Origin of the sequence: Actinomadura harenae, assembly GCF_003696215.1 — a bacterium.
GTDB classification, from domain to species: domain Bacteria; phylum Actinomycetota; class Actinomycetes; order Streptosporangiales; family Streptosporangiaceae; genus Spirillospora; species Spirillospora harenae.
Genome location: NZ_RFFG01000040.1, coordinates 35,234 through 60,395 on the forward strand (window position 1 = coordinate 35,234; position 25,162 = coordinate 60,395).

24 protein-coding genes are annotated in these 25,162 nt (G+C 72.7%); 9 read left to right on the forward strand and 15 right to left on the reverse strand.

Annotation, left to right across the window (positions count from 1 at the left end; all coding sequences use genetic code 11):
* Positions 1-10 precede the first annotated feature (10 nt).
* The 5 genes from EBO15_RS22205 to EBO15_RS22225 all read right to left on the reverse strand — a co-directional run bounded on the left by EBO15_RS22205 (position 11) and on the right by EBO15_RS22225 (position 3,557).
* Positions 11-481, reverse strand: a complete 471-nt coding sequence (locus EBO15_RS22205) for a hypothetical protein (RefSeq protein WP_147481611.1) — start codon at positions 479-481, stop codon at positions 11-13.
* Entirely contained in the window at positions 474-1,478 is a 1,005-nt protein-coding gene (locus EBO15_RS22210; protein WP_122196353.1) for a WXG100 family type VII secretion target, read from the reverse strand. The genes EBO15_RS22205 and EBO15_RS22210 overlap by 8 nt, the downstream gene beginning before the upstream one ends.
* 7 nt (positions 1,479-1,485) lie before the next feature.
* Positions 1,486-1,830 (reverse strand): hypothetical protein, encoded by a 345-nt coding sequence (locus EBO15_RS22215; protein ID WP_122196354.1) that lies wholly within the window; start codon positions 1,828-1,830, stop codon positions 1,486-1,488.
* Complete coding sequence (locus tag EBO15_RS44365; protein ID WP_158628326.1) at positions 1,827-2,189, reverse strand: YbaB/EbfC family nucleoid-associated protein; 363 nt, start codon at positions 2,187-2,189, stop codon at positions 1,827-1,829. The genes EBO15_RS22215 and EBO15_RS44365 overlap by 4 nt, the downstream gene beginning before the upstream one ends.
* Before the next feature lie 234 nt (positions 2,190-2,423).
* A complete protein-coding gene (locus tag EBO15_RS22225) occupies positions 2,424-3,557 on the reverse strand; it encodes an ROK family transcriptional regulator (RefSeq protein ID WP_122196356.1) in 1,134 nt (377 codons plus the stop codon).
* A gap of 247 nt (positions 3,558-3,804) precedes the next feature.
* Here EBO15_RS22225 and edd point away from each other — a divergent pair, with 247 nt between their 5' ends.
* From edd to eda, 3 genes are read left to right on the forward strand one after another with little or no spacing between them, the layout of a single operon-like run.
* Complete coding sequence (edd, locus tag EBO15_RS22230; RefSeq protein WP_122196357.1) at positions 3,805-5,649, forward strand: phosphogluconate dehydratase; 1,845 nt, start codon at positions 3,805-3,807, stop codon at positions 5,647-5,649.
* Positions 5,650-5,677: 28 nt separating this feature from the next.
* Complete coding sequence (gene glk, locus EBO15_RS22235; protein WP_122196358.1) at positions 5,678-6,646, forward strand: glucokinase; 969 nt, start codon at positions 5,678-5,680, stop codon at positions 6,644-6,646.
* Positions 6,647-6,662: 16 nt separating this feature from the next.
* Positions 6,663-7,286, forward strand: a complete 624-nt coding sequence (eda, locus tag EBO15_RS22240; protein ID WP_122196359.1) for a bifunctional 4-hydroxy-2-oxoglutarate aldolase/2-dehydro-3-deoxy-phosphogluconate aldolase — start codon at positions 6,663-6,665, stop codon at positions 7,284-7,286.
* A 96-nt stretch (positions 7,287-7,382) separates the two neighbouring features.
* Here the strand turns inward: eda and EBO15_RS22245 are convergent, their stop codons facing one another.
* Both EBO15_RS22245 and EBO15_RS22250 read right to left on the reverse strand, forming a co-directional pair.
* Positions 7,383-8,048 (reverse strand): DUF1707 SHOCT-like domain-containing protein, encoded by a 666-nt coding sequence (locus tag EBO15_RS22245; RefSeq protein WP_122196360.1) that lies wholly within the window; start codon positions 8,046-8,048, stop codon positions 7,383-7,385.
* On the reverse strand, positions 8,045-8,512 hold the full coding sequence (locus EBO15_RS22250) for a PadR family transcriptional regulator (RefSeq protein ID WP_233616356.1): 468 nt from the start codon (positions 8,510-8,512) through the stop codon (positions 8,045-8,047). The genes EBO15_RS22245 and EBO15_RS22250 overlap by 4 nt, the downstream gene beginning before the upstream one ends.
* Before the next feature lie 555 nt (positions 8,513-9,067).
* Here EBO15_RS22250 and acnA point away from each other — a divergent pair.
* Both acnA and EBO15_RS22260 read left to right on the forward strand, forming a co-directional pair.
* Entirely contained in the window at positions 9,068-11,785 is a 2,718-nt protein-coding gene (gene acnA, locus EBO15_RS22255) for an aconitate hydratase AcnA (RefSeq protein ID WP_122196387.1), read from the forward strand.
* Positions 11,786-12,037: 252 nt separating this feature from the next.
* On the forward strand, positions 12,038-13,414 hold the full coding sequence (locus EBO15_RS22260) for a pyridoxal phosphate-dependent decarboxylase family protein (RefSeq protein ID WP_158628327.1): 1,377 nt from the start codon (positions 12,038-12,040) through the stop codon (positions 13,412-13,414).
* Positions 13,415-13,493: 79 nt separating this feature from the next.
* Here EBO15_RS22260 and EBO15_RS22265 read toward each other — a convergent pair whose 3' ends face one another.
* Positions 13,494-14,171 carry a TMEM175 family protein gene (locus EBO15_RS22265; RefSeq protein WP_158628328.1) on the reverse strand — a complete coding sequence of 226 codons (678 nt, stop codon included), beginning with the start codon at positions 14,169-14,171 and terminating at the stop codon, positions 13,494-13,496.
* Positions 14,172-14,219: 48 nt separating this feature from the next.
* On the opposite strand from EBO15_RS22265, the gene EBO15_RS22270 reads away from it, so the two are divergent.
* The 3 genes from EBO15_RS22270 to mug all read left to right on the forward strand — a co-directional run bounded on the left by EBO15_RS22270 (position 14,220) and on the right by mug (position 16,551).
* Positions 14,220-15,170, forward strand: coding sequence for an aldo/keto reductase (locus EBO15_RS22270; protein ID WP_122196363.1), 951 nt, complete (start codon positions 14,220-14,222; stop codon positions 15,168-15,170).
* 32 nt (positions 15,171-15,202) lie between these two features.
* Positions 15,203-15,925, forward strand: a complete 723-nt coding sequence (locus tag EBO15_RS22275) for a sulfite exporter TauE/SafE family protein (RefSeq protein ID WP_233616357.1) — start codon at positions 15,203-15,205, stop codon at positions 15,923-15,925.
* Positions 15,926-15,987: 62 nt separating this feature from the next.
* The gene (gene mug, locus EBO15_RS22280; protein WP_122196365.1) at positions 15,988-16,551 is read left to right on the forward strand and encodes a G/U mismatch-specific DNA glycosylase; all 564 of its coding nucleotides are present in this window, start codon (positions 15,988-15,990) and stop codon (positions 16,549-16,551) included.
* 45 nt (positions 16,552-16,596) lie between these two features.
* Here mug and EBO15_RS22285 read toward each other — a convergent pair whose 3' ends face one another.
* From EBO15_RS22285 to idi, 7 genes are all read right to left on the reverse strand, one after another.
* Positions 16,597-17,031: an ASCH domain-containing protein gene (locus tag EBO15_RS22285; protein WP_122196366.1), complete on the reverse strand. Its 435-nt coding sequence runs from the start codon at positions 17,029-17,031 to the stop codon at positions 16,597-16,599.
* Positions 17,032-17,208: 177 nt separating this feature from the next.
* Positions 17,209-17,790 (reverse strand): class F sortase, encoded by a 582-nt coding sequence (locus EBO15_RS46200; RefSeq protein ID WP_233616358.1) that lies wholly within the window; start codon positions 17,788-17,790, stop codon positions 17,209-17,211.
* Between the two features lie 47 nt (positions 17,791-17,837).
* Entirely contained in the window at positions 17,838-18,767 is a 930-nt protein-coding gene (locus tag EBO15_RS46205; RefSeq protein ID WP_122196367.1) for a hypothetical protein, read from the reverse strand.
* Positions 18,768-18,918: 151 nt separating this feature from the next.
* Positions 18,919-19,791 carry a carbohydrate ABC transporter permease gene (locus EBO15_RS22300; protein WP_122196368.1) on the reverse strand — a complete coding sequence of 291 codons (873 nt, stop codon included), beginning with the start codon at positions 19,789-19,791 and terminating at the stop codon, positions 18,919-18,921.
* Positions 19,788-20,750, reverse strand: coding sequence for a carbohydrate ABC transporter permease (locus EBO15_RS22305; protein ID WP_378238236.1), 963 nt, complete (start codon positions 20,748-20,750; stop codon positions 19,788-19,790). Before EBO15_RS22305 ends, EBO15_RS22300 begins: the two co-directional genes overlap by 4 nt.
* Positions 20,747-22,072, reverse strand: a complete 1,326-nt coding sequence (locus tag EBO15_RS22310) for an ABC transporter substrate-binding protein (protein ID WP_122196369.1) — start codon at positions 22,070-22,072, stop codon at positions 20,747-20,749. The genes EBO15_RS22305 and EBO15_RS22310 overlap by 4 nt, the downstream gene beginning before the upstream one ends.
* Positions 22,073-22,221: 149 nt before the next feature.
* Positions 22,222-22,803 carry an isopentenyl-diphosphate Delta-isomerase gene (idi, locus tag EBO15_RS22315; RefSeq protein ID WP_122196370.1) on the reverse strand — a complete coding sequence of 194 codons (582 nt, stop codon included), beginning with the start codon at positions 22,801-22,803 and terminating at the stop codon, positions 22,222-22,224.
* Between the two features lie 234 nt (positions 22,804-23,037).
* Here idi and dxs point away from each other — a divergent pair, with 234 nt between their 5' ends.
* Positions 23,038-25,032: a 1-deoxy-D-xylulose-5-phosphate synthase gene (dxs, locus tag EBO15_RS22320; protein ID WP_122196371.1), complete on the forward strand. Its 1,995-nt coding sequence runs from the start codon at positions 23,038-23,040 to the stop codon at positions 25,030-25,032.
* The last annotated feature ends 130 nt before the right edge of the window (positions 25,033-25,162 follow it).

Here is a 25,162-nt window from a genome sequence, read left to right on the forward strand (position 1 = left end):
GTCGGGTCGGTCAGTCCCTCGCCAGGGGGTCGGCGCCGCCCGCCTGGATCACGGCGTCCCGGACGGTCTGGACGATGCGCTCGTGCTCCGGCCCCAGGTTCCAGGTGTAGCACTGCTGCCCGGAGGACCGGACCAGGAGCTTCGGCCACCTCGGTCCCGGGGACGTGGGCATGTGGGGCTGCAGGAAGGTGATCTCGCTCAGCCGGAACGTGTGGGTCCTGAACGTCCTGCGGACGACGAGCGACGCCGGACCGAGGATGATCCGGCGCCGGACCGCCGCGGCCAGAGGCAGGACGACCAGGAGAACGAACCACAGGATCCACACCAGGCTCTGCGGATCCCCGCCGAGCACGCCCGGATCCCCGCCGGTCGCCACGAGGAAGATGACCACGAAGAACACGGGCAGGCCGAACGGCAGCCAGCGCAGCCCGGTCCAGGTGGTCGTCGGCCCGGCGGGGGCGGGCATGCCGGGGTCAGGCACCGAGGTTCAGCTTCCGGTTGATCTCGCCCGCGGGCGGGACGTTGCTGTGGTCGTCCTGCTCGCTCTGCCCGATCCCGGTGACGATCTTCGTTCCGGCGGCGATGGCGCCGTCCTTCGGGTCGTAGGAGAACGGGGTCCTCGCTCCGTTGGCGCCGCCGAGCGCGCGGCGCGCGTCCCGTCCGTCCGAGACCAGGTCGCGGCCGAGGCCGCGCGGGCCGAGGGTCTGGTTGCCGCCCTTGCCGGTCAGCTTCCACACCGCCGAGTTCCGCAGCGCCTTGAGCTTGGTGATGACCCGGCGGACGACGTCGGCCATCTTCCTGAAGACCGACAGCACCCGCTGGACGATCCGGGCGCCGCGGCTGGTCGCGACGGCGGCCTCGGCGGTCGTGGCGCCCGCGGCGACGGCCTCGCTGGCGCCGAGGGTCGGGATCGCGGCGGCCTGCGCGGCCAGCCAGGTGATGATCAGCCACTCGACGAACTGCGAGATCAGGTCCTTGATCAGGGACATCGCGGTGTCGCAGAGCGAGGCGGTGAGGGCGAGCAGGCCCTTGATGTCGCCGATCGCGTTGGCGGTGTCGCGGGTGCCCTGGATGAACTCGTCGATCCGCGCCTTGCCCGCCTCGCTGGCCGGGCCGGTCCAGGTCTCCAGGTCCTTGGCGAGGTCCGTGCCCATCTGGTCGGCGAGCGAGACCAGGCTCTTGGCGACGCCGTCCCACTCCTGGCGGTGCTCGCTGATCGCCCCGTCGTCGCCGGTGACCCAGGTGAGCATGTCGTGCAGCGGCTTGATGACGTCGACCAGGAAGCCCACGCCCGCGCCCACCAGCGCGCCGAGCGGGTCCATCCAGGCGGTGAACCCGGTGTACCCGAGGTCGGCGATGTCGCCGGCGATCGAGGTGTAGTCCTCGTTCTGGTAGTGCTCGATGCCCTTGTCGACCTGGCTCCAGCCGGGGACGTTGCCCTTGGCCGCGTCGAGCGGGTCGCCGAAGAATTCCACCATCGCGCGGTCAGGCCTCCCCTGCCGGGCCCGGCTTGATCTCCGGGCGGTCCGCCTCGAGGGCGGAGATCTTGGCGAGGATCTTCTCGTTGGCGCCCGCGTAGTTGCGCGCCGTCTGCTCGATGCCGCTCTCGATGCCGTGCAGCGACTTCACGAGCAGGTCCAGGTGCTCGTTGACGTCCTGCGCCGCCTGGCCGTAGTGGACGCTGAAGGCGATCCCGACCGCGCCCCACTCGTGGCCGGAGATGTTGATGTCCTTGGCGTTGCCCTGGATCGAGGTGGCGGCGTCGCTCATCCGGTCCACGCTCTCGGCGGCCGACACCAGCTTGTCGACGTCGTGGGTGGTCTCGGTCACCGGCGTCCCTCCTGGGCCTCCGGCGGCGGGGCCGGGAGCCGGGAGTTCACGAGCGCCTCGACGTCCATCCCGGCCGGGGCGAGCGGCGCGACGGTCGCGGCCATCCGGCGGGAGACGTCGGCGCTGGCGGCCGAGATGGTGCTCATCAGCGACGCCGACAACTGGGCGGCGCTCTGCCGGAGCGCGCGCTCACTGAGGGTGATGTCGGTGATCGCGCCCCCGGGGGCGACGGTGACCGAGACGTTCCCGTCCGCGGACTGCGCGGTGCTGCGCATGGCGGCGATCTGCTGGCGCATCTCCGCGTAGCGTTCCAGCTTCTCGTTCGCGTCCTTGGTCAGGTTCTCCAAAGCCTTTTCCATGGCTTCGGGAGACTGATCGAACACAGTTCGCCCCCGTGACGAATTAAGGGTTGGGGCGTGAGAGCGTAAACGATGCGTTAAGGGCGCCGCAAGGTGCCGCACAGATTGCACAGCCCCGTCGGCGCAGGGGTTCCCGGCATGCCGGACGGCGTTCCTGCCAGGGCCGCGATTCGTTCGTCCGATCCTCGGCGCGAACATCGGAGCGAACCGCGGCCGAAAAAGGGGGAACGCGCGTCAGGCGGAGGCGAGGACGGCGTCGATCGCCTCGGGGGCGAGCGTGTGGTCGAGGACCATCGCGGCGCAGCCGGTGAGGCCGGCCAGTTCGCCGAGGCGGCTCGGCTCGATCCGCAGGGTGCGGGTGGCGAGCGCGGTCGCGCGCCGGTAGACGACCTCGCGGACGCCCGCGACGAGCGGCTCGTACGCGGCGGTGAGGTCTCCGCCGAGGATGACGACGGCCGGGTTCAGGATGTTCACGGCGGCGGCGATGACCTCGCCGAGGCGGCGTCCCGCGTCCCGGACGATCAGGACGGCCTCCGCGTCCCCGTCCTGCGCGCGCGACACGAGCGAGGGCAGGTCGGGTGCGCTGGACAGGGCGACGAGGGCCGCGCCCCCGGCGACCGCCTCGACGCAGTCGAGGTTGCCGCAGCGGCAGGTGACGCCGGGGCCCCCGGCCACCGGGACGTGGCCGATCTCGCCCGCCGCGCCCTGCGCGCCCCGCTGGATGCGCCCGCCGGAGATCAGCCCGGCGCCGATGCCGGTCGAGACCTTCACGAACAGCAGGTCGGCGACGGCGGCGTGGTGGACGCGGTGCTCGCCGAGCGCGGCGACGTTGACCTCGTTGTCGAGCAGGGCGGGCACGCCGAAGCGCTCGGTGACCGGGGAGGTGTCCCACAGGTCGAAGTCGGCGGGGTCGGGCGCGCCGATGCCCGCGCCGCGCACGGACGACGCGGGCAGGCCGCAGGCGTCGAGCAGGGCCGTCCACTGGTCGACGAGGGCGGGCAGCGCGACCTCGGGCAGCCGTCCGGGCGGCAGGTCGGCGTCGGCGCGGCGCAGGATCGTCCCGGCGAGGTCGCAGACGGCGAGCTGGCCGCGGGACTGGCCGAGGTTGGCGACCAGGACCGTGCCGCCCGCCGCGTCGAAGGCCAGGCGCGCGGGCGGGCGGCCGCCGGTGGACGGCCCGTCGGCGTGCTCGACCAGCAGCCCGTGCGCGATCAGCTCGGTCACCCGGGCGGCGACCGCGGGGCGGGACAGCCCGGTGACGCGGGCCAGCTCGGCGCGTGTGGCGACGCCGTCCTCACGGACGAGGCGCAGCACGTCCCCGCAGGTGGCGGGGCGTCGCGCGGACGGGTAGACGGGCCGGTGGGGCATCGGATCATCCAAGCACGTGGACGGGATCGGGGCGAGCGGTTCGAACGCGGCCGCGCCCCGCAGGCGCGAGGTGCGGACGAGGGGCGGACGAGGGGCGGCCAGGGGCGTCGTGGGGAGGGTAAGGGCGCCGAGTTGGCTCTAGCATGGAAACTTCTGTAAAGATTACTGCGTAAGTCTGATGACTTGTAGACCTATCCCCGCTAAGTTGCGTGTGTCGATGTTCCGTCCCCTCGGCTTGGAGTGACCCATGAGCGCCCTGCCGGTCTCGCCGCACCCCGTCGTCGCGCGGGTCACCGAGCGGATCGCCGCGCGCAGCGCCGACCGCCGCGCGGCCTACCTGGGCCGTATCGCCGACGCGCGCACCGCCGGACCCGCCCGCGGGGGGCTCGGCTGCGCCAACCTCGCGCACGGCTTCGCCGCCTGCGCGCCCGACGTGAAGCTCCAGCTCCGCGGGGACGTCACGCCGAACATCGCGATCGTGTCGTCCTACAACGACATGCTGTCCGCGCACGCGCCGCTCAAGGACTACCCGGACGTGCTCAAGGCCGCCGTCGCCGAGGCGGGCGGCACCGCGCAGTTCGCCGGGGGCGTGCCCGCGATGTGCGACGGCATCACGCAGGGCCGCGCGGGGATGGAACTGTCACTGTTCAGCCGGGACGTCATCGCGATGGCCACGGCGGTCGCGCTGTCCCACGACATGTTCGACGGCGCGCTGCTGCTCGGCGTCTGCGACAAGATCGTCCCGGGCCTGGTGATCGGCGCGCTCGCGTTCGGGCACCTGCCCGCGATCCTGGTCCCGGCCGGGCCGATGGCGTCCGGGCTGCCGAACGCGCAGAAGGCCGCGATCCGCAAGCGGTTCGCCACCGGGGAGATCGGCCGGGACGAGCTGCTCGCCGCCGAGTCGAGCTCGTACCACTCGTCCGGCACCTGCACGTTCTACGGCACCGCGAACTCCAACCAGCTGCTCATGGAGGTCATGGGCCTCCACCTGCCGGGCGCGAGCTTCGTCCCGCCGCACACCGACCTGCGCGACGCGCTGACCCGGGCGGCCGGACGGCGCGTGGTCGAGCTCACCGACGTGCGCGGCGGCGAGTACACGCCGATCGGCGAGCTGCTGGACGAGCGCGCCTTCGTCAACGGCGTCGTCGCGCTGCTCGCCACCGGCGGCTCCACCAACCACACCCTGCACCTGGTCGCCATGGCCGCCGCCGCCGGCATCGAGCTGACCTGGGACGACTTCGACGAGCTGTCCCGCGTCACGCCGCTGCTGACCCGGCTGTACCCGAACGGCACCGCCGACGTGAACCACTTCCACGCGGCGGGCGGCACCGGATTCCTCATCCGCGAGCTGCTCGGCGCGGGCCTCGTCCACGGCGGCGCCCGGACGGTCGGCGGCGCCTCCCTGGCCGAGTACGCGGTCGTCCCCACCCTGGACGACGGCGCGCTGACCTGGTCGGACGCGCCCGCCACGTCCGGGGACGCGGGCGTGCTGCGGCCGGCGTCCGAGCCGTTCGACGAGCACGGCGGCCTGCACACCGTCGACGGCAACCTCGGCCGCGCGGTCGTGAAGGTCTCGGCGGTCGAGCGCGGGCGCCGCACGATCGAGGCGCCCGCGCGGGTGTTCGGCTCGCAGGACGAGCTCCAGGCCGCGTTCGCCGCCGGGGAGCTCGACGGCCGGGACCTCGTCGCGGTCGTCCGGTTCCAGGGGCCCGCGGCGAACGGGATGCCCGAACTGCACAAGCTGACCCCGCCCCTCGGCGTTCTCCAGGACCGCGGGCACCGTGTGGCACTCGTCACAGACGGGCGGATGTCGGGCGCCTCCGGGTCCGTCCCCGCCGCGATTCACGTGTCTCCCGAGGCCGCGGCCGGTGGTCCGCTCGCGCGCGTGCGCGACGGGGACGTGATACGGCTGGATGCGGACAAGGGGCTCCTGGAAGTCCTGGTCCCGGACGACGAGTTCGCCGCGCGCGAGCCCGTCGCGCCGCCCTCCGGGGCGGTCCACGGGACCGGACGCGAGCTGTTCGGGGCGTTCCGCCGGGCCGTCGGCCCGGCCGAGCGCGGCGCGGGCGTGTTCGACGGCGTGGCCGGCTGAGCGCTCGCAGGCGAGGAGGAAGAACGACATGACGACGCCGTGGCTGGTCGCGGACGTGGGCGGCACCAACGCGCGGTTCGCGCTGGTGGACGGCCCGGGCGCCGCGCCCGAGCGGGTGGCCGCGCTGCCCACCCGCGACCACCGGGGCCTGGCCGAGGCCGCGGCCGCCTACCTCGCCGAGCACGGCGGGGGAGCGCGGCCCGCCGCGGCCTGCCTGGCCGTCGCCGGTCCGATCGTGGACGGCCGGATCCGGCTGACCAACGCGGGCTGGGCGAACGACACGGTCGAGCGGACCCGCGCCCACCTCGGCATCGAGAACCTCACGGTCATCAACGACTTCGAGGCATTGGCCTGGTCGCTGCCCGGACTCGGGGCGGACGACCTGATGGCCGTCGGAGGGGCGCTTCCGCCCGCCGGCGGTCCGCGCGCGGTACTGGGACCCGGCACCGGCATGGGGGTGGCGGGCCTGGTCCCAGTACCGGACGGCGTGGGAACGGGATGGATCCCGGTTCCCGGCGAGGGCGGCCATGTGGACGTCCCGGCGGGCACCGACCGGGAGATCGAGGTCATGCGGCTGCTGCGCGCCGAGCTCGGCGTCGCGAACGCCGAGTACCTGCTCTCCGGCGACGGCCTCGTCCGGCTGTACCGGCTGCTGGCGATGCTGGACGGCGTCCGCGTGCCGCCGCTCACCGCCGCGATGATCGTCGACCGGCGCGACGAGCCCGCCTGCGCCGAGGCCCTCGACGCCTTCTGCGGGCTGCTCGGCTCGTTCGCCGGGAACGTCGCGCTCACGCTCGGCGCGACCGGCGGCGTCTACCTCGCGGGCGGCATCCTGCCCCGGATCCCGGGCGTGCTGCAGTCCAGCGACTTCCGCCGCCGCTTCGAGGACAAGCCGCCGGTCACCGACTACCTCAAGGCGGTCCCGACCGCCCTGATCGTCCATCCGCACCCGGCCCTGGTCGGCGCCGCCGTCCGCCTGACCCAGGCGAACGCATGATCGTTTTGGAGAGGGTATGAACGCCCGCGAACTGCTGGACCTGGCCCCGGTCGTCCCCGTCGTCGTCCTGGACGACGCGGACGCCGCCGTCCCGCTCGCCCGCGCGCTCGTCGCGGGCGGCCTGCGCGCGATCGAGGTGACGCTGCGCACCGAGGCCGCGCTCGCCGCGATCGAGCGGATCGCCGCCGAGGTCCCGGACGCCGTCGTCGGCGCGGGCACGGTCGTCGCGCCGTCCGACGCCGCGCGGTCGCTCGACGCGGGCGCGAGGTTCCTGGTCAGCCCGGGGTGCACGCCCGCGCTGCGGGACGCGATGACCGCGACCGGGCTGCCGTTCCTGCCCGGCGTGTCCAGCGCGTCCGAGGCGATGGCGCTGCTGGAGCACGGCATCACGGAGATGAAGTTCTTCCCGGCCGAGGCGGCCGGGGGCGCGTCCTACCTGAAGGCGCTCGGCGGGCCGCTGCCGGGCATCAGGTTCTGCCCGACCGGCGGCATCACGCCCGAGTCGGCGCCGCGCTACCTCGCGCTGCCGAACGTCGGCTGCGTCGGCGGGAGCTGGCTGACCCCGGCGGACGCCGTCCGCGCGGGCGACTGGGACCGGATCGAGTCCCGCGCGAAGCGGGCCGCCGCACTGGCGGCCTGACCCAAGGCTCGCGGCCTCCTCGTCCCATGGGGGTGAGGACGGGGAGGCCGCGATATCAACCCGTATCAGCCGGTATCAAGCGGTATCAAGCGCGCGTCACCGCAGGACCCCGCGGTGACGCCGCACGTGGACGAACAGCGCCAGCGCGCGCAGGACCCACAGGATCACCACGACGTGGAACACGGTCAGCAGCGCCGAGCCCGCGCCCGCGCTGAGCGCCACGGCCACGAACACCACGGCGAGGAGGGGGAGGACCGCCCGGCGCCGGTGATGCCCGTGCCAGGCCGGATGTCCGCCGCCGGCCCACAGGGCCGCCTGCCCGTGCCCACGCGGCCCGTGCTGGCCCGCCGGCCACCCGTGAGGGCCGTGGTGGCCGCGCCCGCCGAACGGGCCGGGGCCGAAGGAGGCCGAGACGGGCTCCCGCTCGGGGGCGGGGAGGCCGCTCGGTTCCGGCAGGTCGCGGACGACGGCGCGCAGGTCGCCGAGGGTCTTGGCCGCGAGCGCCGCGCCGAGGCGCTCGTCCAGTTCGGCGCGGTCGAGGCGTCCCGCCGCGAAGTGCTCGTGCAGCGCCAGCGCGACCGCGTCCCGCTCGGCGTCGCCGACCCGCAGGGCCTCGGGCCCGGACGCGCGCCGCGCGCCGCCGTCGTACCCGGAGGCGTCCTGCCCGGCGCCGCCGTGCCCGGCGCCGCCGTGCCCGGACGCGCCCATGGGCTCGCGGTCGCCCGTTCCGGCGTGCTCGCCGGGGTCTCTGGAGTTCGTCATGTCCGCTCCTCGGAGTCGCCCCGGCCGTCCGCCCCGGGGGCGTCGTCGGCCAGGATGCGGTACAGGTCGCGGCGGGCCGCACTGAGGATCTCGACGGCCCGCTCGACGCCGTCCGGGGTGCCGGAGCGCAGGACCTCGACGGCCGCCGCGCCGGTGCCCGCCATCGCCTTGAACAGCTCCGGGACGCCCTCGGGGACGCCCTCGTTCATCCGCGCCCACGGCTCGGCCAGCTCGTCGGCGTGCTCCTCGGCGTAGGCGCGGCCCTCGTCGGTGAGGTGGAAGACGCGGCGCCCGGCGTCCTCCTCGGACGCGACCAGGCCCTCGTCGGCGAGCTGCTGGAGCGCGGGGTAGACGGCGCCGGGGCTGGGCCGCCACGCGCCGCCGCTGCGCTCGGCGATCTCCTGGATCACCTGGTAGCCGTTGCGGGGCCGCTCGGCGAGCAGCGCGAGGATCGCGGCGCGCACGTCGCCCTTGCGGGCGCGCCCGCCGGGACCGCCCCAGCCGCCGCGCTTCCACGGCGGTCCACCGGGTCCGAAGGGCCCTCCGGGTCCGAAGGGGCCGGGGCCGCCGCCACCCCAGGTCCGGGGGTCGCCGAAGGGCCAGCCGCCGTGGCCGGGTCCGCCGTGAGCTCGGAAGCCGTGTCCCCATCCCATCTTCACCACCGCCTTCTGAGAGATCTCTTTGATCCCTCGCGATACGACAACGATATATCGAAGACGTTCGATGGTCCAGGACGGTTCCCGATCCGAGGTATGTTGATATCGAGATAAATTCCAGATAGCTTGATGTCGAGAGAAAATCGGCGGAAGTTGGGCGGGGGCGGGTCCCGAGCAGCCACCCGGGTGCGGGAGGATTCTGTTGGGGCGAGTGACAGCGTCCGCCCGGCTCTGACCGGCCCGGGTCGCACTCCACGACCGGCCGCCGCCGAGCGGGACGGCCCGCCTCGACAAGACGAACAGAGATTTCGCCGCGCAGTCGTGTCCCGGACCGGACGCGCGGCGGTGACGGAGGAGGAGTCCGTGTCCGCGAACAGCTTCGGCGCCCGCAGTGAGCTGCGGGTTGGCGAGAAGTCCTACGAGATCTACCGGCTGGACGCCGTCGAGGGCTCGGCCCGTCTCCCGTACAGCCTGAAGGTGCTGCTCGAGAACCTGCTGCGCACCGAGGACGGCGCGAACGTCACCGCCGACCACGTCCGCACGCTCGCCGGCTGGGACAGCAAGGCCCAGCCGAGCCACGAGATCCAGTTCACCCCGGCCCGCGTGATCATGCAGGACTTCACCGGCGTGCCCTGTGTGGTGGACCTGGCGACCATGCGCGAGGCCGTGCGCGACCTCGGCGGCGACGTCACCCGGATCAACCCGCTCGCGCCCGCCGAGATGGTCATCGACCACTCGGTCATCGTCGACTACTTCGGCAGTCCCGAGGCGTTCGAGCGCAACGTCCAGGTCGAGTACGAGCGCAACAAGGAGCGCTACCAGTTCCTGCGCTGGGGCCAGACCGCGTTCGACCAGTTCAAGGTCGTCCCGCCCGGCACCGGCATCGTGCACCAGGTGAACATCGAGCACCTGGCCCGCGTCGTGTTCGACAACGAGGGCGTCGCCTACCCCGACACCTGCGTCGGCACCGACTCGCACACCACGATGGAGAACGGCATCGGCGTCCTCGGCTGGGGCGTCGGCGGCATCGAGGCCGAGGCCGCGATGCTCGGCCAGCCGATCTCCATGCTGATCCCGCGGGTCGTCGGCTTCAAGCTGACCGGCCAGCTCCCGGCCGGCACCACCGCGACCGACCTGGTGCTGACCGTCACCGAGATGCTGCGCAAGCACGGCGTCGTCGGCAAGTTCGTCGAGTTCTACGGCGAGGGCGTGGCCGAGCTGCCGCTGGCCAACCGCGCCACGATCGGCAACATGAGCCCCGAGTTCGGCTCCACCTGCGCGATCTTCCCGATCGACGACCAGACCCTGTCCTACCTGCGCCTGACCGGCCGCTCCGAGGAGCAGATCGCGCTCGTCGAGACGTACGCCAAGGAGCAGGGCATGTGGCTCGACCCGGCGGTCGAGCCCGAGTTCTCCGAGTACCTCGAGCTCGACCTGTCGACGGTCGTCCCGTCGCTGGCCGGCCCGAAGCGCCCGCAGGACCGCATCTCCCTCTCGGCCGCCAAGGAGACCTGGCGCCGCGACGTCCAGAACTACGTCAAGGACGGCGACGAGGCGGGCATCGAGTCCTTCCCGGCGTCCGACGCCCCGGCCGAGCACGCCAACGGCGACCGCCCGCACCGTCCGACCGTCGTGAAGATGGACGACGGCGCCGAGTTCACGATCGACCACGGCGTCGTCGCGGTCGCGGCCATCACGTCCTGCACCAACACGTCCAACCCGTACGTGATGGTCGCCGCGGGCCTGCTCGCCAAGAAGGCCGTCGAGAAGGGCCTGACCCGCCGTCCGTGGGTCAAGACCTCCCTCGCGCCCGGCTCCCAGGCCGTCACCGACTACCTCGAGCGCGCGGGCCTGTCCCCGTACCTCGACAAGATCGGCTACAACCTGGTCGGCTACGGCTGCACCACCTGCATCGGCAACACCGGCCCGCTCCAGCCGGAGATCTCCAAGGCGATCAACGACAGCGACCTGGCCGTCACCGCGGTGCTGTCCGGCAACCGCAACTTCGAGGGCCGCATCAGCCCCGACGTGAAGATGAACTACCTGGCCTCGCCGCCGCTGGTCATCGCCTACGCGCTCGCGGGCACGATGGACATCGACATCCTCAACGACGCGATCGCCGAGGACGCCGAGGGCAACCCGGTGTACCTGAAGGACCTGTGGCCCGCGTCGGACGAGGTCGCCGAGATCGTCGAGTCCGCCATCGGCCAGGAGATGTACCTGCGCACCTACGCCGACGTCTTCAAGGGCGACGAGCGCTGGCGCGGCCTGGACATCCCGACCGGCGGCACCTTCGAGTGGGACGCCGACTCCACCTACGTCCGCAAGGCCCCGTACTTCGACGGCATGGCGATGGAGCCGGCCCCGGTCACCGACATCGCCGGCGCGCGGGTGCTCGCCAAGCTGGGCGACTCGGTCACCACCGACCACATCTCCCCGGCGGGCTCGATCAAGGTCGGCACCCCGGCCGCGCAGTACCTCCAGGAGAACGGCGTCGCGGTCCGCGACTTCAACAGCTACGGCTCGCGCCGCGGCAACCACGAGGTCATGATCCGCGGCACCTTCGCCAACATCCGGCTGCGCAACCAGCTGCTGGACGGCGTGGAGGGCGGCTACACCCGCGACTTCACCCAGGTGGGCGCGCCGCAGTCGTTCATCTACGACGCCGCGCAGAACTACGCGTCCGAGGGCACCCCGCTCGTCGTCATCGCGGGCAAGGAGTACGGCTCCGGCTCGTCCCGCGACTGGGCGGCCAAGGGCACCGCGCTGCTCGGCGTCCGCGCCGTCATCGCCGAGTCCTACGAGCGCATCCACCGCTCGAACCTGATCGGCATGGGCGTCCTGCCGCTGCAGTTCAGGGACGGCGAGTCCGCCGGGTCCCTGGGCCTGACCGGCACCGAGACGTTCGAGATCACCGGCGTGGAGAAGCTCAACGAGGGCGAGACCCCGCGCGAGGTGACCGTGAAGGCCGACGGCAAGGAGTTCCAGGCCGTCGTCCGGATCGACACCCCCGGTGAGGCCGACTACTACCGCAACGGCGGCATCATGCAGTACGTCCTGCGCAACCTGCTCCGCAAGTAGGCGGGTCGCGCCCCAGGCGCACCGCTCGGCGAACGGGCCGTCCCCTTCTCGGGGGGCGGCCCGTTCCGCGTTGCCGGGGCGGCGTGGTCCGGTGCGGTCCGGCGATCGGCGTGAGGGGAGGGCCGCCACTTACGGACGGAGGCGCGACAGGGTACTTTTCTTTTGAGGTCAAACGAGGGTTATGTGGCCTCTCGGCATGTTTGTGACCTTTGTGGACATTGGTGTCGGCTGTGTGTCAGCGATGGAGGTGGCATGGGCGGGGGTATGGACCAGGCCCTGGGTTCCCCGTGGGGCGACGAGACGGCCGTGGTGGACGCTCTCCTGGAGTGGGCGAGGCGGCGGGTGGTGCGGTCGAGCGACCCGAAGACCACCGCACGGCCCGCGTCCGAGCTGCGGAACGAGGCCGGGAAGACCGTGACCCCGTCCGGGATCGGCTCCCGTGAGGCGATGCGCGTGTTCGAGGAGGTGCTGCTCCCCGCCACCCGCTCGATGGACGACCCGCTGAACCTGGCCTACATCGCCGCCGCGCCGTCCCGCACGTCCATGGCGTTCGACTGCGTCGTCGGCGCCGCGAACGTCTTCGGCGGGCTCTGGGAGACCGGCGCGGGCGCGATCCACGCCGAGAACGAGGCCATCGCCTGGCTCGTCGAACTGCTCGGCTGGCCGTCCACCGCGGGCGGGACGTTCGTCTCCGGCGGCACGATGGGCAACCTGTCCGCCCTCGCGACCGCCCGTGAGGCCGCCCGGCACCGGCTCGGCGGACGCCCCGACGGCGGCTGGCGGCTCGCCTGCACCGCCGAGGCGCACTCGTCGATCAAGTCGGCCGTCCGGCTGCTGGACGCCGACGTCGTCGTGGTCCCGGACGACCACGGACGGCTCACCGGCGACGCCCTGCGGACCGTCCTCGAGGCCGAGCGCGCCGCCGGGCGGACGGTCTTCGCCGTCGTCGCGACCGCCGGGACGACCAACGGCGGCCTGATCGACGACCTCGAGGGCGTCTCCGCCGCCTGCCGCGACTTCGGCGCCTGGATGCACGTGGACGGCGCGTACGGTGGGGCCGGGCTCGCCGCCCCCTCCGTCCGGGACCGATATCGCGGCATCGAGAACGCCGACAGCTTCATCGTGGACCCGCACAAGTGGCTGTTCTCCACCTACGACTGCTGCGCGCTCATCTACCGCGAGCCGCGCCTCGCCCGCGCCGCGCACACCCAGCACGCCGGGTATCTGGACGAGATCGACCGCGAGGAGTGGAACCCGGCCGACCTCGCCGTCCAGCTCACCCGCCGGACCCGCGGCCTGCCGTTCTGGTTCGGCCTCGCCACGCACGGCACCGCCCGGTACTCCGAGGCCGTCGAGACGACCCTCGCGACCGCGCGCCGCGTCGCCGACCACATCCGGGAGTCCGGGCACCTGCGTCTGCTCCAGGAGCCGACCCTGTCCGTCCTGCTGTTCGAGCGGGTCGGCTGGACGGACGAGCAGTACTCGGCCTGGTCGCGGCGGAACGCCGTGGACGGCGTGATCCTCTGCGTCCCCACCAGGTTCGAGGGACGCAGCGTCCTGCGCCTGGCCTTCGTGAACCCGATGACCCGCGCCGACAAGGTCATCCCCATCCTGGACACCCTCGTCTGACCGCCGACCCGGGGCGTCCCCCGGCCCGGCCGGAGGACGCCCCCGGGACCTCGGCCCTCCGGGCGCCGTCCGGGAGGGATCAGCCCTCCTGGGCGTCCGCCGGGAGGGACTCCGGGCCCGTGCGGGACGCCGGGTTGCGGCGTCCGACGATGAAGTACAGGACGATCAGCCCGCTCACGACGAGCGCGCCGACCGGGCTGACCAGGGCGACCAGCGCCGCGGCGAGGTAGCCGACCGGGCCGAGCAGCGACTGCCGCCGCGCCTGGGCGGCCGTCCCGCGCGCCGCCTCGTGCATCAGCTCGGGGTGGCGCGTCAGGTGGTGCCAGAACGCCGTGAACCACGCCGACGACAGCGCCATGGACAGCGCGTAGAAGACCGCGGCGTCCGGCGCGTTCTGCCGGGTCAGGTGCTCGCCCAGCGTCGCCGTCGGCAGCGGCAGGAAGCTGATCGTCGCGAGCAGGCCGAGGTTGAGGAACAGCAGCGTCCGGTCGACCCGGGCGACGCGGTGGAACATGTTGTGGTGGTGGATCCAGGCGATCCCGATCACCAGGAACGTCACCACGTAGGAGCCCAGCGCGGGCCACTCGTGCCGCAGCGCGGACCACACCGGCTCGTCCCTGCTGGGGCGGTGGACGTCCAGGATCAGCAGCGTCGAGGCGATCGCGATGACGCCGTCGCTGAACGCCTGGAGCCGGCCGGGGCTGATCACCAGGTCGGCGTCGGCCCGTGCCGGGGAAGGAGGCGGTGTGTCGGACAATGGGGGGCTCTCTGGACTGATCATGATCGAAGTTGGTTGGATCAAAATATGGCTGACACCACAAGAATCGGATCCCTCGACGTCTTCCCGTTGTCGCTCGGCGGCAACGTCTTCGGCTGGACCGCCGACCAGGACGCCTCGTACGCCGTCCTGGACGCCTTCCTCGCGGGCGGCGGCAACTTCGTCGACACCGCCGACGGCTACTCGGCGTGGGTGCCCGGCAACCACGGCGGCGAGTCCGAGACGATCATCGGCGAGTGGATGGAGTCCCGGCGCAACCGCGACGAGGTGGTCGTGGCGACCAAGGTCGGCGCGCACCCGGACCGCAAGGGCCTCTCGGCCGCCAACATCCGCGCCGCCGCCGAGGACTCCCTGCGCCGCCTCCGCACCGACCGCATCGACCTCTACTACACCCACTTCGACGACGAGTCCGTCCCGGTCGAGGAGATCATCGGGGCGCTGGACGAGCTGAAGCGCGCCGGCAAGGTCCGCGAGATCGCCGTCTCCAACATCACGCCCGAGCGGCTCGAGGCGTCCCTCGCGGTCAGCGACCGGGACGGCCTGGCCAAGTACGTCGCGATCCAGCCGCACTACAACCTCGTCCACCGGGAGGGCTACGAGGGCGAGCTCCTGGAGATCGCGCGGCGCCACGACCTGGCGTCCGTGCCGTACTACGCCCTGGCGTCCGGGTTCCTGACCGGCAAGTACCGGCCGGGCCGGACGGTCGAGAGCCCGCGCGCGGCGGGCGCGGGCAAGTACCTGGAGAGCGAGCGCGGACGGCGCGTGCTCGCCGAGCTGGACGCGATCGCCCTCGACCGGGACGTCCCGGTCGCCACGGTCGCGCTCGCCTGGCTCGCGGGCCGTCCGACGGTCGCGGCGCCGATCGCCAGCGCCCGCTCGGTCGACCAGCTCCCGGCCCTGCTCGGGCTCGCGGACCTCACCCTCACCGACGCCGAGGCGGAGCGGCTCACCGAGGCCTCCGAGGCCTCCGCCGCCTGAGAAGGATCATGGCGGGGGTAGCGTCTCCGGACGTGTTCCCCTCCACCCTGTTCCTCCTCGTCGCCGGCCTGGCCGTGCTCGCCGGCGCCATCGTGCAGAGCAGCGTCGGGTTCGGGGTCGGCACGGTCGCGACGCCCGTCGTCGCCCTGCTGTTCCCGGACCTGATGCCCGGCGCGCTGCTCATCGCGGCCACGGTGACGCCGATGTTCACGATGGTCCGCGAGGTCCGGCACGCCGACCTGCGCGGACTCGGCTGGGCCGTCGCCGGGCGGGTCGCCGGGACGCCGCTCGGGGTGGCGGTCGTCGCCGTCCTGTCGGCGCGCGGCATGGGGCTGGCGGCGGGCGGCGTGGTGCTCGCCGCCCTCGCCGTCAGCGCCTACTCGGGGACCGTCCCGCGCAACCGGACGACGCTCGCCGCCGCCGGGGTGTTCGCCGGGCTCGGCGGCACCGCGACGGCCATCGGCGGCCCGCCGATCGCGCTGCTCTACCAGGGCGAGAGCGGGCCGAGGGTGCGCGGCACCCTCTCGATCTTCTTCACCCTCGGGACGCTCGTCTCGGTCCTCACCCTCGCCGCCCTGCACCAGCTGCCCGAGCGGCAGGTCGTCGCCGGGCTCGCGCTCACCCCGTTCGTCACCGCCGGGTTCTTCGCCGCCGGGCCGCTGCGCCGCTACCTGGACGGCGGCCGGACGCGGGCGGCGGTGCTGGGCCTGGTCGCCGTGTCCGCGACCGTCCTCATCGTCCGCAACCTGGTGTGAGCCCGCGCGGTTCCTGCGCGGTGCCCGCGCGGCTCGCCCCGGGAAGTGCGTAGCCTGATCCGATGCCGCCGACCCCGCGCCCCACGAAGGCCGACCTCGAGGCCGCCCGCGACCGGATCCTCCCGGACGTCCTGCCGCCCCGGGACGTCCCGCTCCGCGTGCTGTTCACCGGCATCAACCCGGGCCTGTACTCGGGCGCGACCGGCCACCACTTCGCCCGTCCCGGCAACCGGTTCTGGCCCGCGCTGTACCGCTCCGGCTTCACCCCGCGCCTGCTGGACCCCGCAGAGCAGGACGAACTGGGCGCGCTGGGCCTCGGCATCACCAACCTCGCGCCCCGCACCACCGCCCGCGCCGACGAGCTCACCGCCGAGGAGCTGCGCGAGGGCGGACGCCGCCTCGCCGACCTCGTCGCGCGCCGCCGCCCGCGGTTCCTCGCCGTCCAGGGCGTCACCGCGTACCGGACCGCGTTCGGCCGCCCGAAGGCCCGGATCGGCCTCCAGGGCGACCGGCTCGACCCGGCCGGGATCTGGGTGCTGCCGAACCCCAGCGGCCTCAACGCGAGCTGGTCCCTCGACCGCATCGCCGCCGAGCTGACCCGCCTCCGCGAGGCCGCCGGAACCTGACGGGACGTCCCGGAAGTCCCGTGCCCTCAGCCCGTCCGGGGCCGCTCAGCCCGTTCCGGCCGCCGTGGACGCCAGCATCGTCCGGACCTCGGTGACCAGCGTCGCGGACGGCTCCCACAGCCCGACCTTGCCGAGCGCCACCACGGGCCGGGGCAGCGGCGTCACGCCGGCCAGCCGCCAGTGGTGCGCCTCCGCGTCGGCCCAGGGACCGCAGTCGCACGAGCCGTCCAGGACCGCGCCGGAGCAGACGTCCTCGATCGCGGCGACGGCGATGACCGCGCCGATCGTCGCGAGCGGGTCGCCCGGATCCCAGCCCGCCGCGAGGACGAGCGGGGAGTCGCACGCGCCGAGGTCGACGCGCAGCGAGGCGTACACGAGCACCGGTCCCCGGTACGCGGTCGGCAGCGGCTGGTTGGACACGTCCTTGCCGCCTCGCGCGATCGCGAACGCCCACGGCTGCTGGACGCTGATCGCCCTCACCCCGGTCACCTCCTGTAGTGGCCCCGCTCCATCCTGTCCGGTGGAGGCGGCGGATGTCGTGCGGTCTCCGCGAGAACCCGTCCAAGCCGGACGTATCCGCACCGCTGGGACAGACGCGGGTGTCCGGCGGGACACCCGACTCTGATGTCCGGACAACGAACCACGCGCCCGGATGGTTCAGTCGCGCACCAGGCGTGTGTACGCGATGACGTTGTCGACGTAGTGGCCCGTGCCCCGGTCGAAGGCTCCGCCGCAGGTCACCAGGCGCAGGGCGGCGTAGTCGAGGTCCTCGGCGTAGATCCGCTCGCCCGGGAAGTCCGCCTTGGCGACGCGCTCGACCCGCTGCACGGCGAACGTCGCGGTGCGCCCGTCCTTCCGGGCGACCAGGACGCGGTCGCCCTTCCGCAGGTCCTTGAGCCGGTTGAAGACGGCCGCCTGCCCACGCGCGTCGACGTGCCCGAGGATCACCGACGGCCCCTTCTCGCCGGGTGTCGCGCCGTCCTTCCACCAGCCCGCGAGGTTCGGACGGTCGAGCGGCGGCACCTCGATGGTGCCGTCCGGCCGGAGGCCGAGCCCGGTGACCGGCGCCGTCACCCGGAGCCGGGGGATCCGGATCGTCGAGGGTTCCGACCGGGGCAGCGCGGACGTCGCGTACCGCACCGGCCCGGCCGTGCCCGTCGCCCGGGTCCCGCCGGGATCGCTGGGCCCGTCCGCGTAAGGCCCGCCGCTCCCGCACCCGCCGACCAGCAGGGCCGCCACCACCAGGCCCCCGGCCAGACCACCGAGGCGTGGGGTGGTGCGGGGGGTCAGAGCCGCGCCTTGGAGGTGCGGCGGCGGAGGGCCAGGCCGGTGCCCGCGAGGGCCACGAAGGCGGCTCCGGCGCCGAGGTAGGGGGCGCGGGCGCCGGGGTCGGCGGTGACGGTGCTGCCGTCGCCGGTCTCGGGCGCGCCCTGCGGGATCGCCGGGCCGGGGGACACCTCGTCCCGTCCCGGACGGGTGGTGAACACGACGTGCCCGTATCCGGCGCAGGCGATCGTCACCCGGACGACCGAGGGCAGCGACCGCTCGAACGTCGCGGTGGCCTCCCAGGTGTCCTTGCCGGTCTCCTCGAAGCGCGGGTCCCGGACGAAGGACGACGAGGTCGCGCTCGCCTCGGTGGGGCAGTGCACCTTCATCCCGAGGCGCCCGCCGGGGAGGACCGTCCGTGTCGACAGGTCCACGTCGTCGAAGCCGAAGTGGAACCTCTTTCCGTCGCCACCACCGCCTCCGCCTCCGCCACCACCGCCGTGCCCGCCGCCGGACGGGGGAGGCAGGGGGGTGCGCTTCTCCGGGAGGGTCGCGAACAGCGTGAGCGTGCGCGGCCCGGACGCCGTCGTGCACTGGAACTTCGCCATGTACGCGTTGCCCGGCTTGAGTCCCCGCAGGGTCGTGCCGACCCCGGACCAGGTCGTCGCGCCGGTCCGCTTGAAGTGCGACGGGTCGCCCTGGACGAACACCTCGTTCTGGCCGCCGGCGGACGGCTCGTCCTTGCATCCGCTGATCCGCACCGTGACGTCCTGGCCCGGCGTGAACCGCCTCGGCTCGATCGACACCGACGGCGCACCCGTCCCGGACGCGCCGGACGGCTTCCCGGCGAGCGCGAACGCGGGCACGGCTCCCGCCGCCAGTGAGCCGGCGAGGACGGCGCCGGACGCGGTCCCCACGGCCGCGATGCGTCGGACGGAACTGCTGCCCATGGGACTCCCTGTGATTCGAGCCGACCGATATCGCGGCAGTGTAGAGACCGGAATCACTTTTGTGCCATCCGTCACAGAAGTGAATACTTATTGACCGGATCCGGCCAGGCCCCTTGTCAGAATCGGCCCTTGAGCACTCGCCCTTGGGGACTCAGCCCTTGAGCGCCCCCGCCATCAGCCCGCGCATGAAGAACCGTCCGAGCAGCAGGTACACCAGCAGCGTCGGCAGGGACGCGAGCAGCGCCTCGGCCATCTGCTGGCTGTAGTTCACCGCCGCCGCGCCCGACCCGGCCGTGTTGTTCAGCAGGACGGTCACGGGCCAGCTGTCCGGCGCCCCGAGGAACACCGCGAACAGGAAGTCGTTCCACGCGGACGTGAACTGCCAGATCAGCACCACCGCGAACGCCGGGCCGGACACCGGCCGGACGACCGACCAGTACGTGCGGAGCATGCCCGCGCCGTCCACCCGGGCCGCCTCGATGAGCTCGTTCGGGATCGTCACGTAGTAGTTCCGGAAGATCAGCGTGCAGATCGGGATGCCGTAGACGACGTGCGCGAGCACCAGGCCCCGGATCGTCCCGACCAGCTGCATGTGGGTGAGCAGCCCGGCGAGCGGGATCATGACCGCCTGGTACGGGATGAACATCCCGAACAGGAACAGTGTGAACACCGCGTCCGCGCCCGGGAAGCGCCACTTGCTCAGCACGTAGCCGTTCAGCGACCCCAGCACCGCCGAGATCAGCGACCCCGACACCGCGATCTTGACGCTGTTCTCCAGCCCCGGCCGCAGCGAGGACCAGGCCGCCCGCCAGCCGTCCAGCCCCCAGTGCTTCGGGAGGTCCCAGGCGGTGGACGGGTCGGCCTCCTGCAACGACTTGAAACTGGTCACCACCAGCACGTAGACGGGGATCAGGAACAGCACGACGAACGCCAGCAGCAGGGCGAACCGCAGCACCCGCATCGCCCGGGCCCCGGCCGTCCGCTGCCGCGGCGCGCGCGCCACGGCCCCCGATACCGCGCTCATCGCGTCCGCTCCGTCCGCACCGACCAGACCAGGTAGGGGATGACCAGCACCGCGACCGCCAGCAGCAGGTACGTCGCGATCGTCGCGCCGTTCGCCGGGTCGTGCCGGTCGAAGACCTCGACATAGGTCGCGATGGCCGGGACGTAGGTGATGATCTGCTTGCCCGCGATCGCCATGATCAGGTCGAACACCTTGAGCGAGATGTGCCCGAGGATGATCAGCGCCGACAGCGTCACCGGGCGCAGCTGCGGGAACACCACGTACCGGTAGACCTGCCACTCGGACGCGCCGTCCACCCGGGCCGCCTCGCGCAGGTCGTCCGGGACGCTGCGGAACCCGGCCAGGTACAGCGCCATCACGTACCCGGACATCTGCCAGATCGCGGGGATCGCCATCGCGGCCATGCCCCACGTCCGGTCCTGCCACCACATGTTCGACAGGTCGCCGAGGCCGATCTTGTGGAACAGCTGGTTCAGCCCGACCGCGCGGTCGGCGGGGGCCGGGTTCATCAGCCACCGCCACACCACCCCGGACGCGATGAACGAGATCGCCATCGGGAACAGGTAGATGATCCGGAACCCGGCCTCGCCCCGGATGCCCTTCTCCATCAGGAACGCCAGGAACGCTCCCAGCAGCAGCGCGCCGCCCACGAACACGACGGTGAAGATCAGCGCGTGCCGCACGGCCCCCGGCCAGGACGGCTGGTGCCACAGGTCGATGAAGTTCTTGCCCTTGTCGAACTTGTACGGCGAGATCTCGTCGTGCTTGCCGCTCACCGCGACCCGCAGGTTCCAGAAGATCAGCCCGTACACGAACAGGCCGATCGCGACGATGGACGGCGTGAGCAGCAGCAGGCCGGGCAGCCAGCCCGCCCGCCGGAGCCGCCGCAGCCGTCCGGGCGGGCCGCCTGCCGGCCGTGCCCGCCCGGACGTGCCGTGCGCGGTCGGGACTCGGGTCACTGCGCGTCGTTCTTGGCCGCGTCCGCCAGCGCCTTCTGGAGCTTCGAGGCGTCCTTGCTCTGGAGGAACAGGCCGACGGCGGTGTCGATGTCGGTGTGCCACTTGTTGTTGGCGACCACGCCGTGCCACATCGACCCGGCGAGCTTGGTCGACGGGTTGTTCCACTGCTGGAACGCGTAGGCGAGGTAGCCGGTGTACAGGCTCTTGTCGGCGTCCGTGCGGGCCGGGACCGAGCCCTTCTTCGGGTTGAACAGGTCCTGGCCCTGCTTACTGCCGGCCTCCTTCAGCCACGCCAGCGCGCCCGCGCGGTGCGGGGCGCCCTTGGGCAGGGTGAAGCTGTCCGACAGCCACAGGTACGTGCCGTCCGTGCCGGGCGAGGGCGCGTAGTTGAAGTCGGTGCCGAGCTTCTTGCCGAGGCCGTTCGGGGCGTTGCCGATGAAGTAGCCGTACGCCCAGTCGCCCATGATGTTGAACGCGGCCTTGCCGTCCACGACGGCCTTGGACGCGCCCTGCCAGTCGGTGGAGGCGGCCTCCACCGAGGTGTACTTCACGATCTCGGTGTAGTCGTTCAGCGCCTTGGTCATCTGCGGGCCGGACCAGTCCGCGCCCGGCTTCCACAGCGCGTTGTAGCCGTCCGTGCCGAGATCGCCGAGCAGGACGCTCTCCAGCAGGTGGTCCGCGGTCCACTGGGCGCCGAGCGACAGCGGGACCTTCTTCGTCTTCGCCTGCACCAGCTTCAGGTCGGCGATGAACTCCGCGACCGTCTTCGGCGGCCCGGCGATGCCCGCCTCCTTGAGGACGGACGGGCTGTACCAGAGCATGTTCGACCGGTGGATGTTCACCGGCACCGAGTAGATCTTGCCCTGGTAGCTGATCTGGTCGAGGAGCTGCTTGGGATAGACCTTGGTCATCCCGTTCTCGTCGTAGAACGAGTTGAGCGGCTCGATCTGCCCGGCCTTGACGTAGTCCAGCAGCTCCGCGCCCGCGTGGCCCTGGAAGGAGTCCGGCGGCTTGCGGTTCTGGAGGCGGCTGGCGAGCACCGCCTTCGCCTGGGTGCCCGAGCCGCCCGCGATGGCCGCGTTCTCGAACGTCGTGCCGGGGTTGTTCTTCTCGAAGTCGGCCTTCATCGCGGCCAGGCCGTCCGCCTCGCCGGGACCGGTCCACCAGGAGAAGACCTCGACCTTGGACTTGTCCGACGACTTCTTGTCACCGCCCCCGCCGCATCCGGCGAGGACCAGCGCCCCGCCGAGCGCGACGGCCGTCATCGCGGTGAGACCGCCGCGCCCGCGATTCCGGTGCGCGCGCACCCTTGATCCCAGCATCGCTCGTCCCTTCGGTTACCCGAGAAACAAGCGTCCGTTCAACGTGTGATCAGGTCAACACCCGGCCGCGAATAGTGATCTTCCGGTGATCTGGATCACTGGGGCGGCGCGCCCGCCGGCGCCCGCCGGGCCCGGCCGGGTCGGGACGTTCACCAGGCGAGCGCCGGGGGCAGTCCCTCGGTGCCCGCGTCCGGCCAGTCCATGGGCGCGCCGAGCGGCTCGAGCTCGGCCAGCTGGAACCGGTACCAGGGGGACGACTCGGGCCGCCCGGCGAGCGCGAGGCACTCCTCCCACGTCCACCACTCGGCGTCCTCGACCTCGTCCGGCTCGGGCTTGGCCGTGGTGTCGGTCACCGTCGCCCGGACGACCGGGCAGCGCTCGTACTCGAGCGTCCCGTCCTCGGCGACCGCCCGGTACCGGAACCTCGGCAGGACGGGCGTGAGCGTGTCCGCGACCAGCCCGAGCTCGGTGCCGAGACGCCGCAGGACCGCGTCCCGCAGGCCCTCCCCGGGGGCCGGATGGCCGCAGCAGCTGCCCGTCCAGACGCCGGGGAAGGTCTTCTTGGACAGCGCCCGCCGGGTGATCAGCACCCGGCCGTCCGGAGCGACCACGTAACAGGAGAACGCCAGGTGGTAGGGGGTGTCCCGGTGGTGGCTGGCCAGCTTCGGTGCCGTCCCGATCGCCTCGTCGGCGGCGTTCAGCAGCACGATCTCCTCGGTGTGAACGGACACGGGGTTCCTTTCGTTGAGGGTGGTGGCCCCGTCCTGGCGGTCCCCCGGGATGGTCGTCCGGGTGGTCCGACGGGGTGGTCCGGAGATGGTGGTCCGATAGGTGGTTGTGGCGATTCGGTGCGGAAATCGTCCCAGGCCGCGGGCCGGGGCGCCCGCTCGGTCAAGCCGCACTAAACTCGGAACGGCCCGACGACCAGGGGCCCCGGATGGCCCCTGATGGAGGAGTTGACAAGCGTGACCCTGCTGGAGTCGATCACGGGTCCTGAAGACCTCAGGCGGCTGGACGCCACGCTGCTGCCCCGCCTGGCCGGGGAGATCCGTGAGTTCCTGGTGGACGCGGTGTCCAAGACCGGCGGGCACCTCGGCCCGAACCTGGGCGTCGTCGAGCTCACCATCGCCCTGCACCGCGTCTTCGACTCGCCCCGTGACCGGATCCTGTTCGACACCGGTCACCAGGCGTACGTCCACAAGCTGCTGACCGGACGGCAGGACTTCTCCGCCCTCAAGCGGCGCGGCGGCGTCTCCGGGTACCCGAGCCAGTCCGAGTCCGAGCACGACGTGATCGAGAACTCGCACGCCTCGACCGTCCTGTCCTACGCCGACGGCATCGCCAAGGCGTTCCAGCTGCGCGGCGAGTCCGAGCGGGCCGTGGTCGCGGTCGTCGGCGACGGCGCGCTCACCGGCGGCATGTGCTGGGAGGCCCTGAACAACATCGCGGGCGCCCAGGACCGTCCGGTGATCATCGTCGTCAACGACAACGGCCGCTCCTACTCGCCGACGATCGGCGGCCTCGCCAGCCACCTCGCCGACCTGCGCGTCACCCAGGGCTACGAGCGCGCCCTCGACCTGATCAAGCGGACGGTGCCGAAGGCCCCCGTGGTCGGCGCGGTCGCCTACGAGGCGCTGCACGGCATGAAGAAGGGCATCAAGGACGTCCTCCAGCCGCAGGCCATGTTCGAGGACCTCGGCATGAAGTACGTCGGCCCGATCGACGGCCACGACACCGAGGCCATGGAGCACGCGCTGCGCAAGGCGCGCTCGTACGGCCGCCCGGTGATCGTCCACGCGCTCACCCGCAAGGGCCAGGGCTACGAGCCCGCCCTCGCCAACGACGAGGACCACATGCACGGCGCGGGCGCGTTCGACCCCGCCACCGGCAAGTCCCCGGCCAAGCCCGGCGCGGCCCCCGGCTGGACGAAGGTGTTCGGCGAGGAGATGGTCGAGATCGGCGCCGAGCGCCCCGACGTGGTCGCCATCACCGCCGCGATGCTGCACCCGACCGGGCTCGCCCCGTTCGCCGAGGCCTACCCGGACCGCATCTACGACGTCGGCATCGCCGAGCAGCACGCCGCGACCTCGGCCGCCGGGCTCGCCTTCGGCGGCATGCACCCGGTGTTCGCCGTCTACGCGACCTTCCTGAACCGCGCGTTCGACCAGGTCCTGATGGACGTCGCGCTCCACAGGCTGCCGGTGACGTTCGCGCTCGACCGGTCCGGCGTGACCGGCGACGACGGCGCGTCCCACAACGGCATGTGGGACCTGTCGATCCTGTCGCTGGTGCCGGGCATGCGCATCGCCGTCCCGCGCGACGGGGCGCGGCTGCGCGAGCTGCTCCGCGAGTGCGTCGCCATCGAGGACGGCCCGTCCGCGATCCGGTACCCGAAGGGCTCGGTCGCCACGGACGTCGAGGCGGTCGACCAGGTCGGCGGCATGGACGTCCTGGCCCGGCACGACGGCGCGAACGGCACCCGCGTGCTGCTCGTGGTCGCGGGCTCCCTGGCCGGCACGGTGCTGGAGGCCGCGGAGCTGATCGCCGCGCAGGGCATCGGCGTCACGGTCGTCGACCCGCGCTGGGTCAAGCCGCTCGACCCGGCGCTGGTCGGGCTCGCCGCCGAGCACACCCTGGTCGCGGTCGTGGAGGACAACGGCCGCACCGGCGCCGTCGGCGACGCCGTCGCCCGCGAGCTGCGCGACCACGCCGTGGACGTCCCGGTCCGCACCTACGGCATCGAGCAGGAGTTCCTCGACCACGCGTCGCGTGCGCAGATCCTCGCCGATCTCGGCCTCACCCCGCAGGACCTGGCCCGCGAGATCACCGCCGCCACCGCCCATGTGGCCGGGCATGGAAACGCGTCGGCGGCCGAGCGAGGGCACGCCGCCGGAGCCGAGCGGGAGCATGGATCCACGACTGAGCGGGAGCACGCGTCCGCTGAGGCCGCCACCGACTGACGCGCCGCGTTCCGGCAGGCCGGGGGCGGTCACACGCCCTCGGCCTTGACGCGTCGCTCAGGACCACCGATCACACACGCACGGTAACCTCTCGCCCGCGCGCCCGTCTCCGATTCCGCGCCGCGCACCC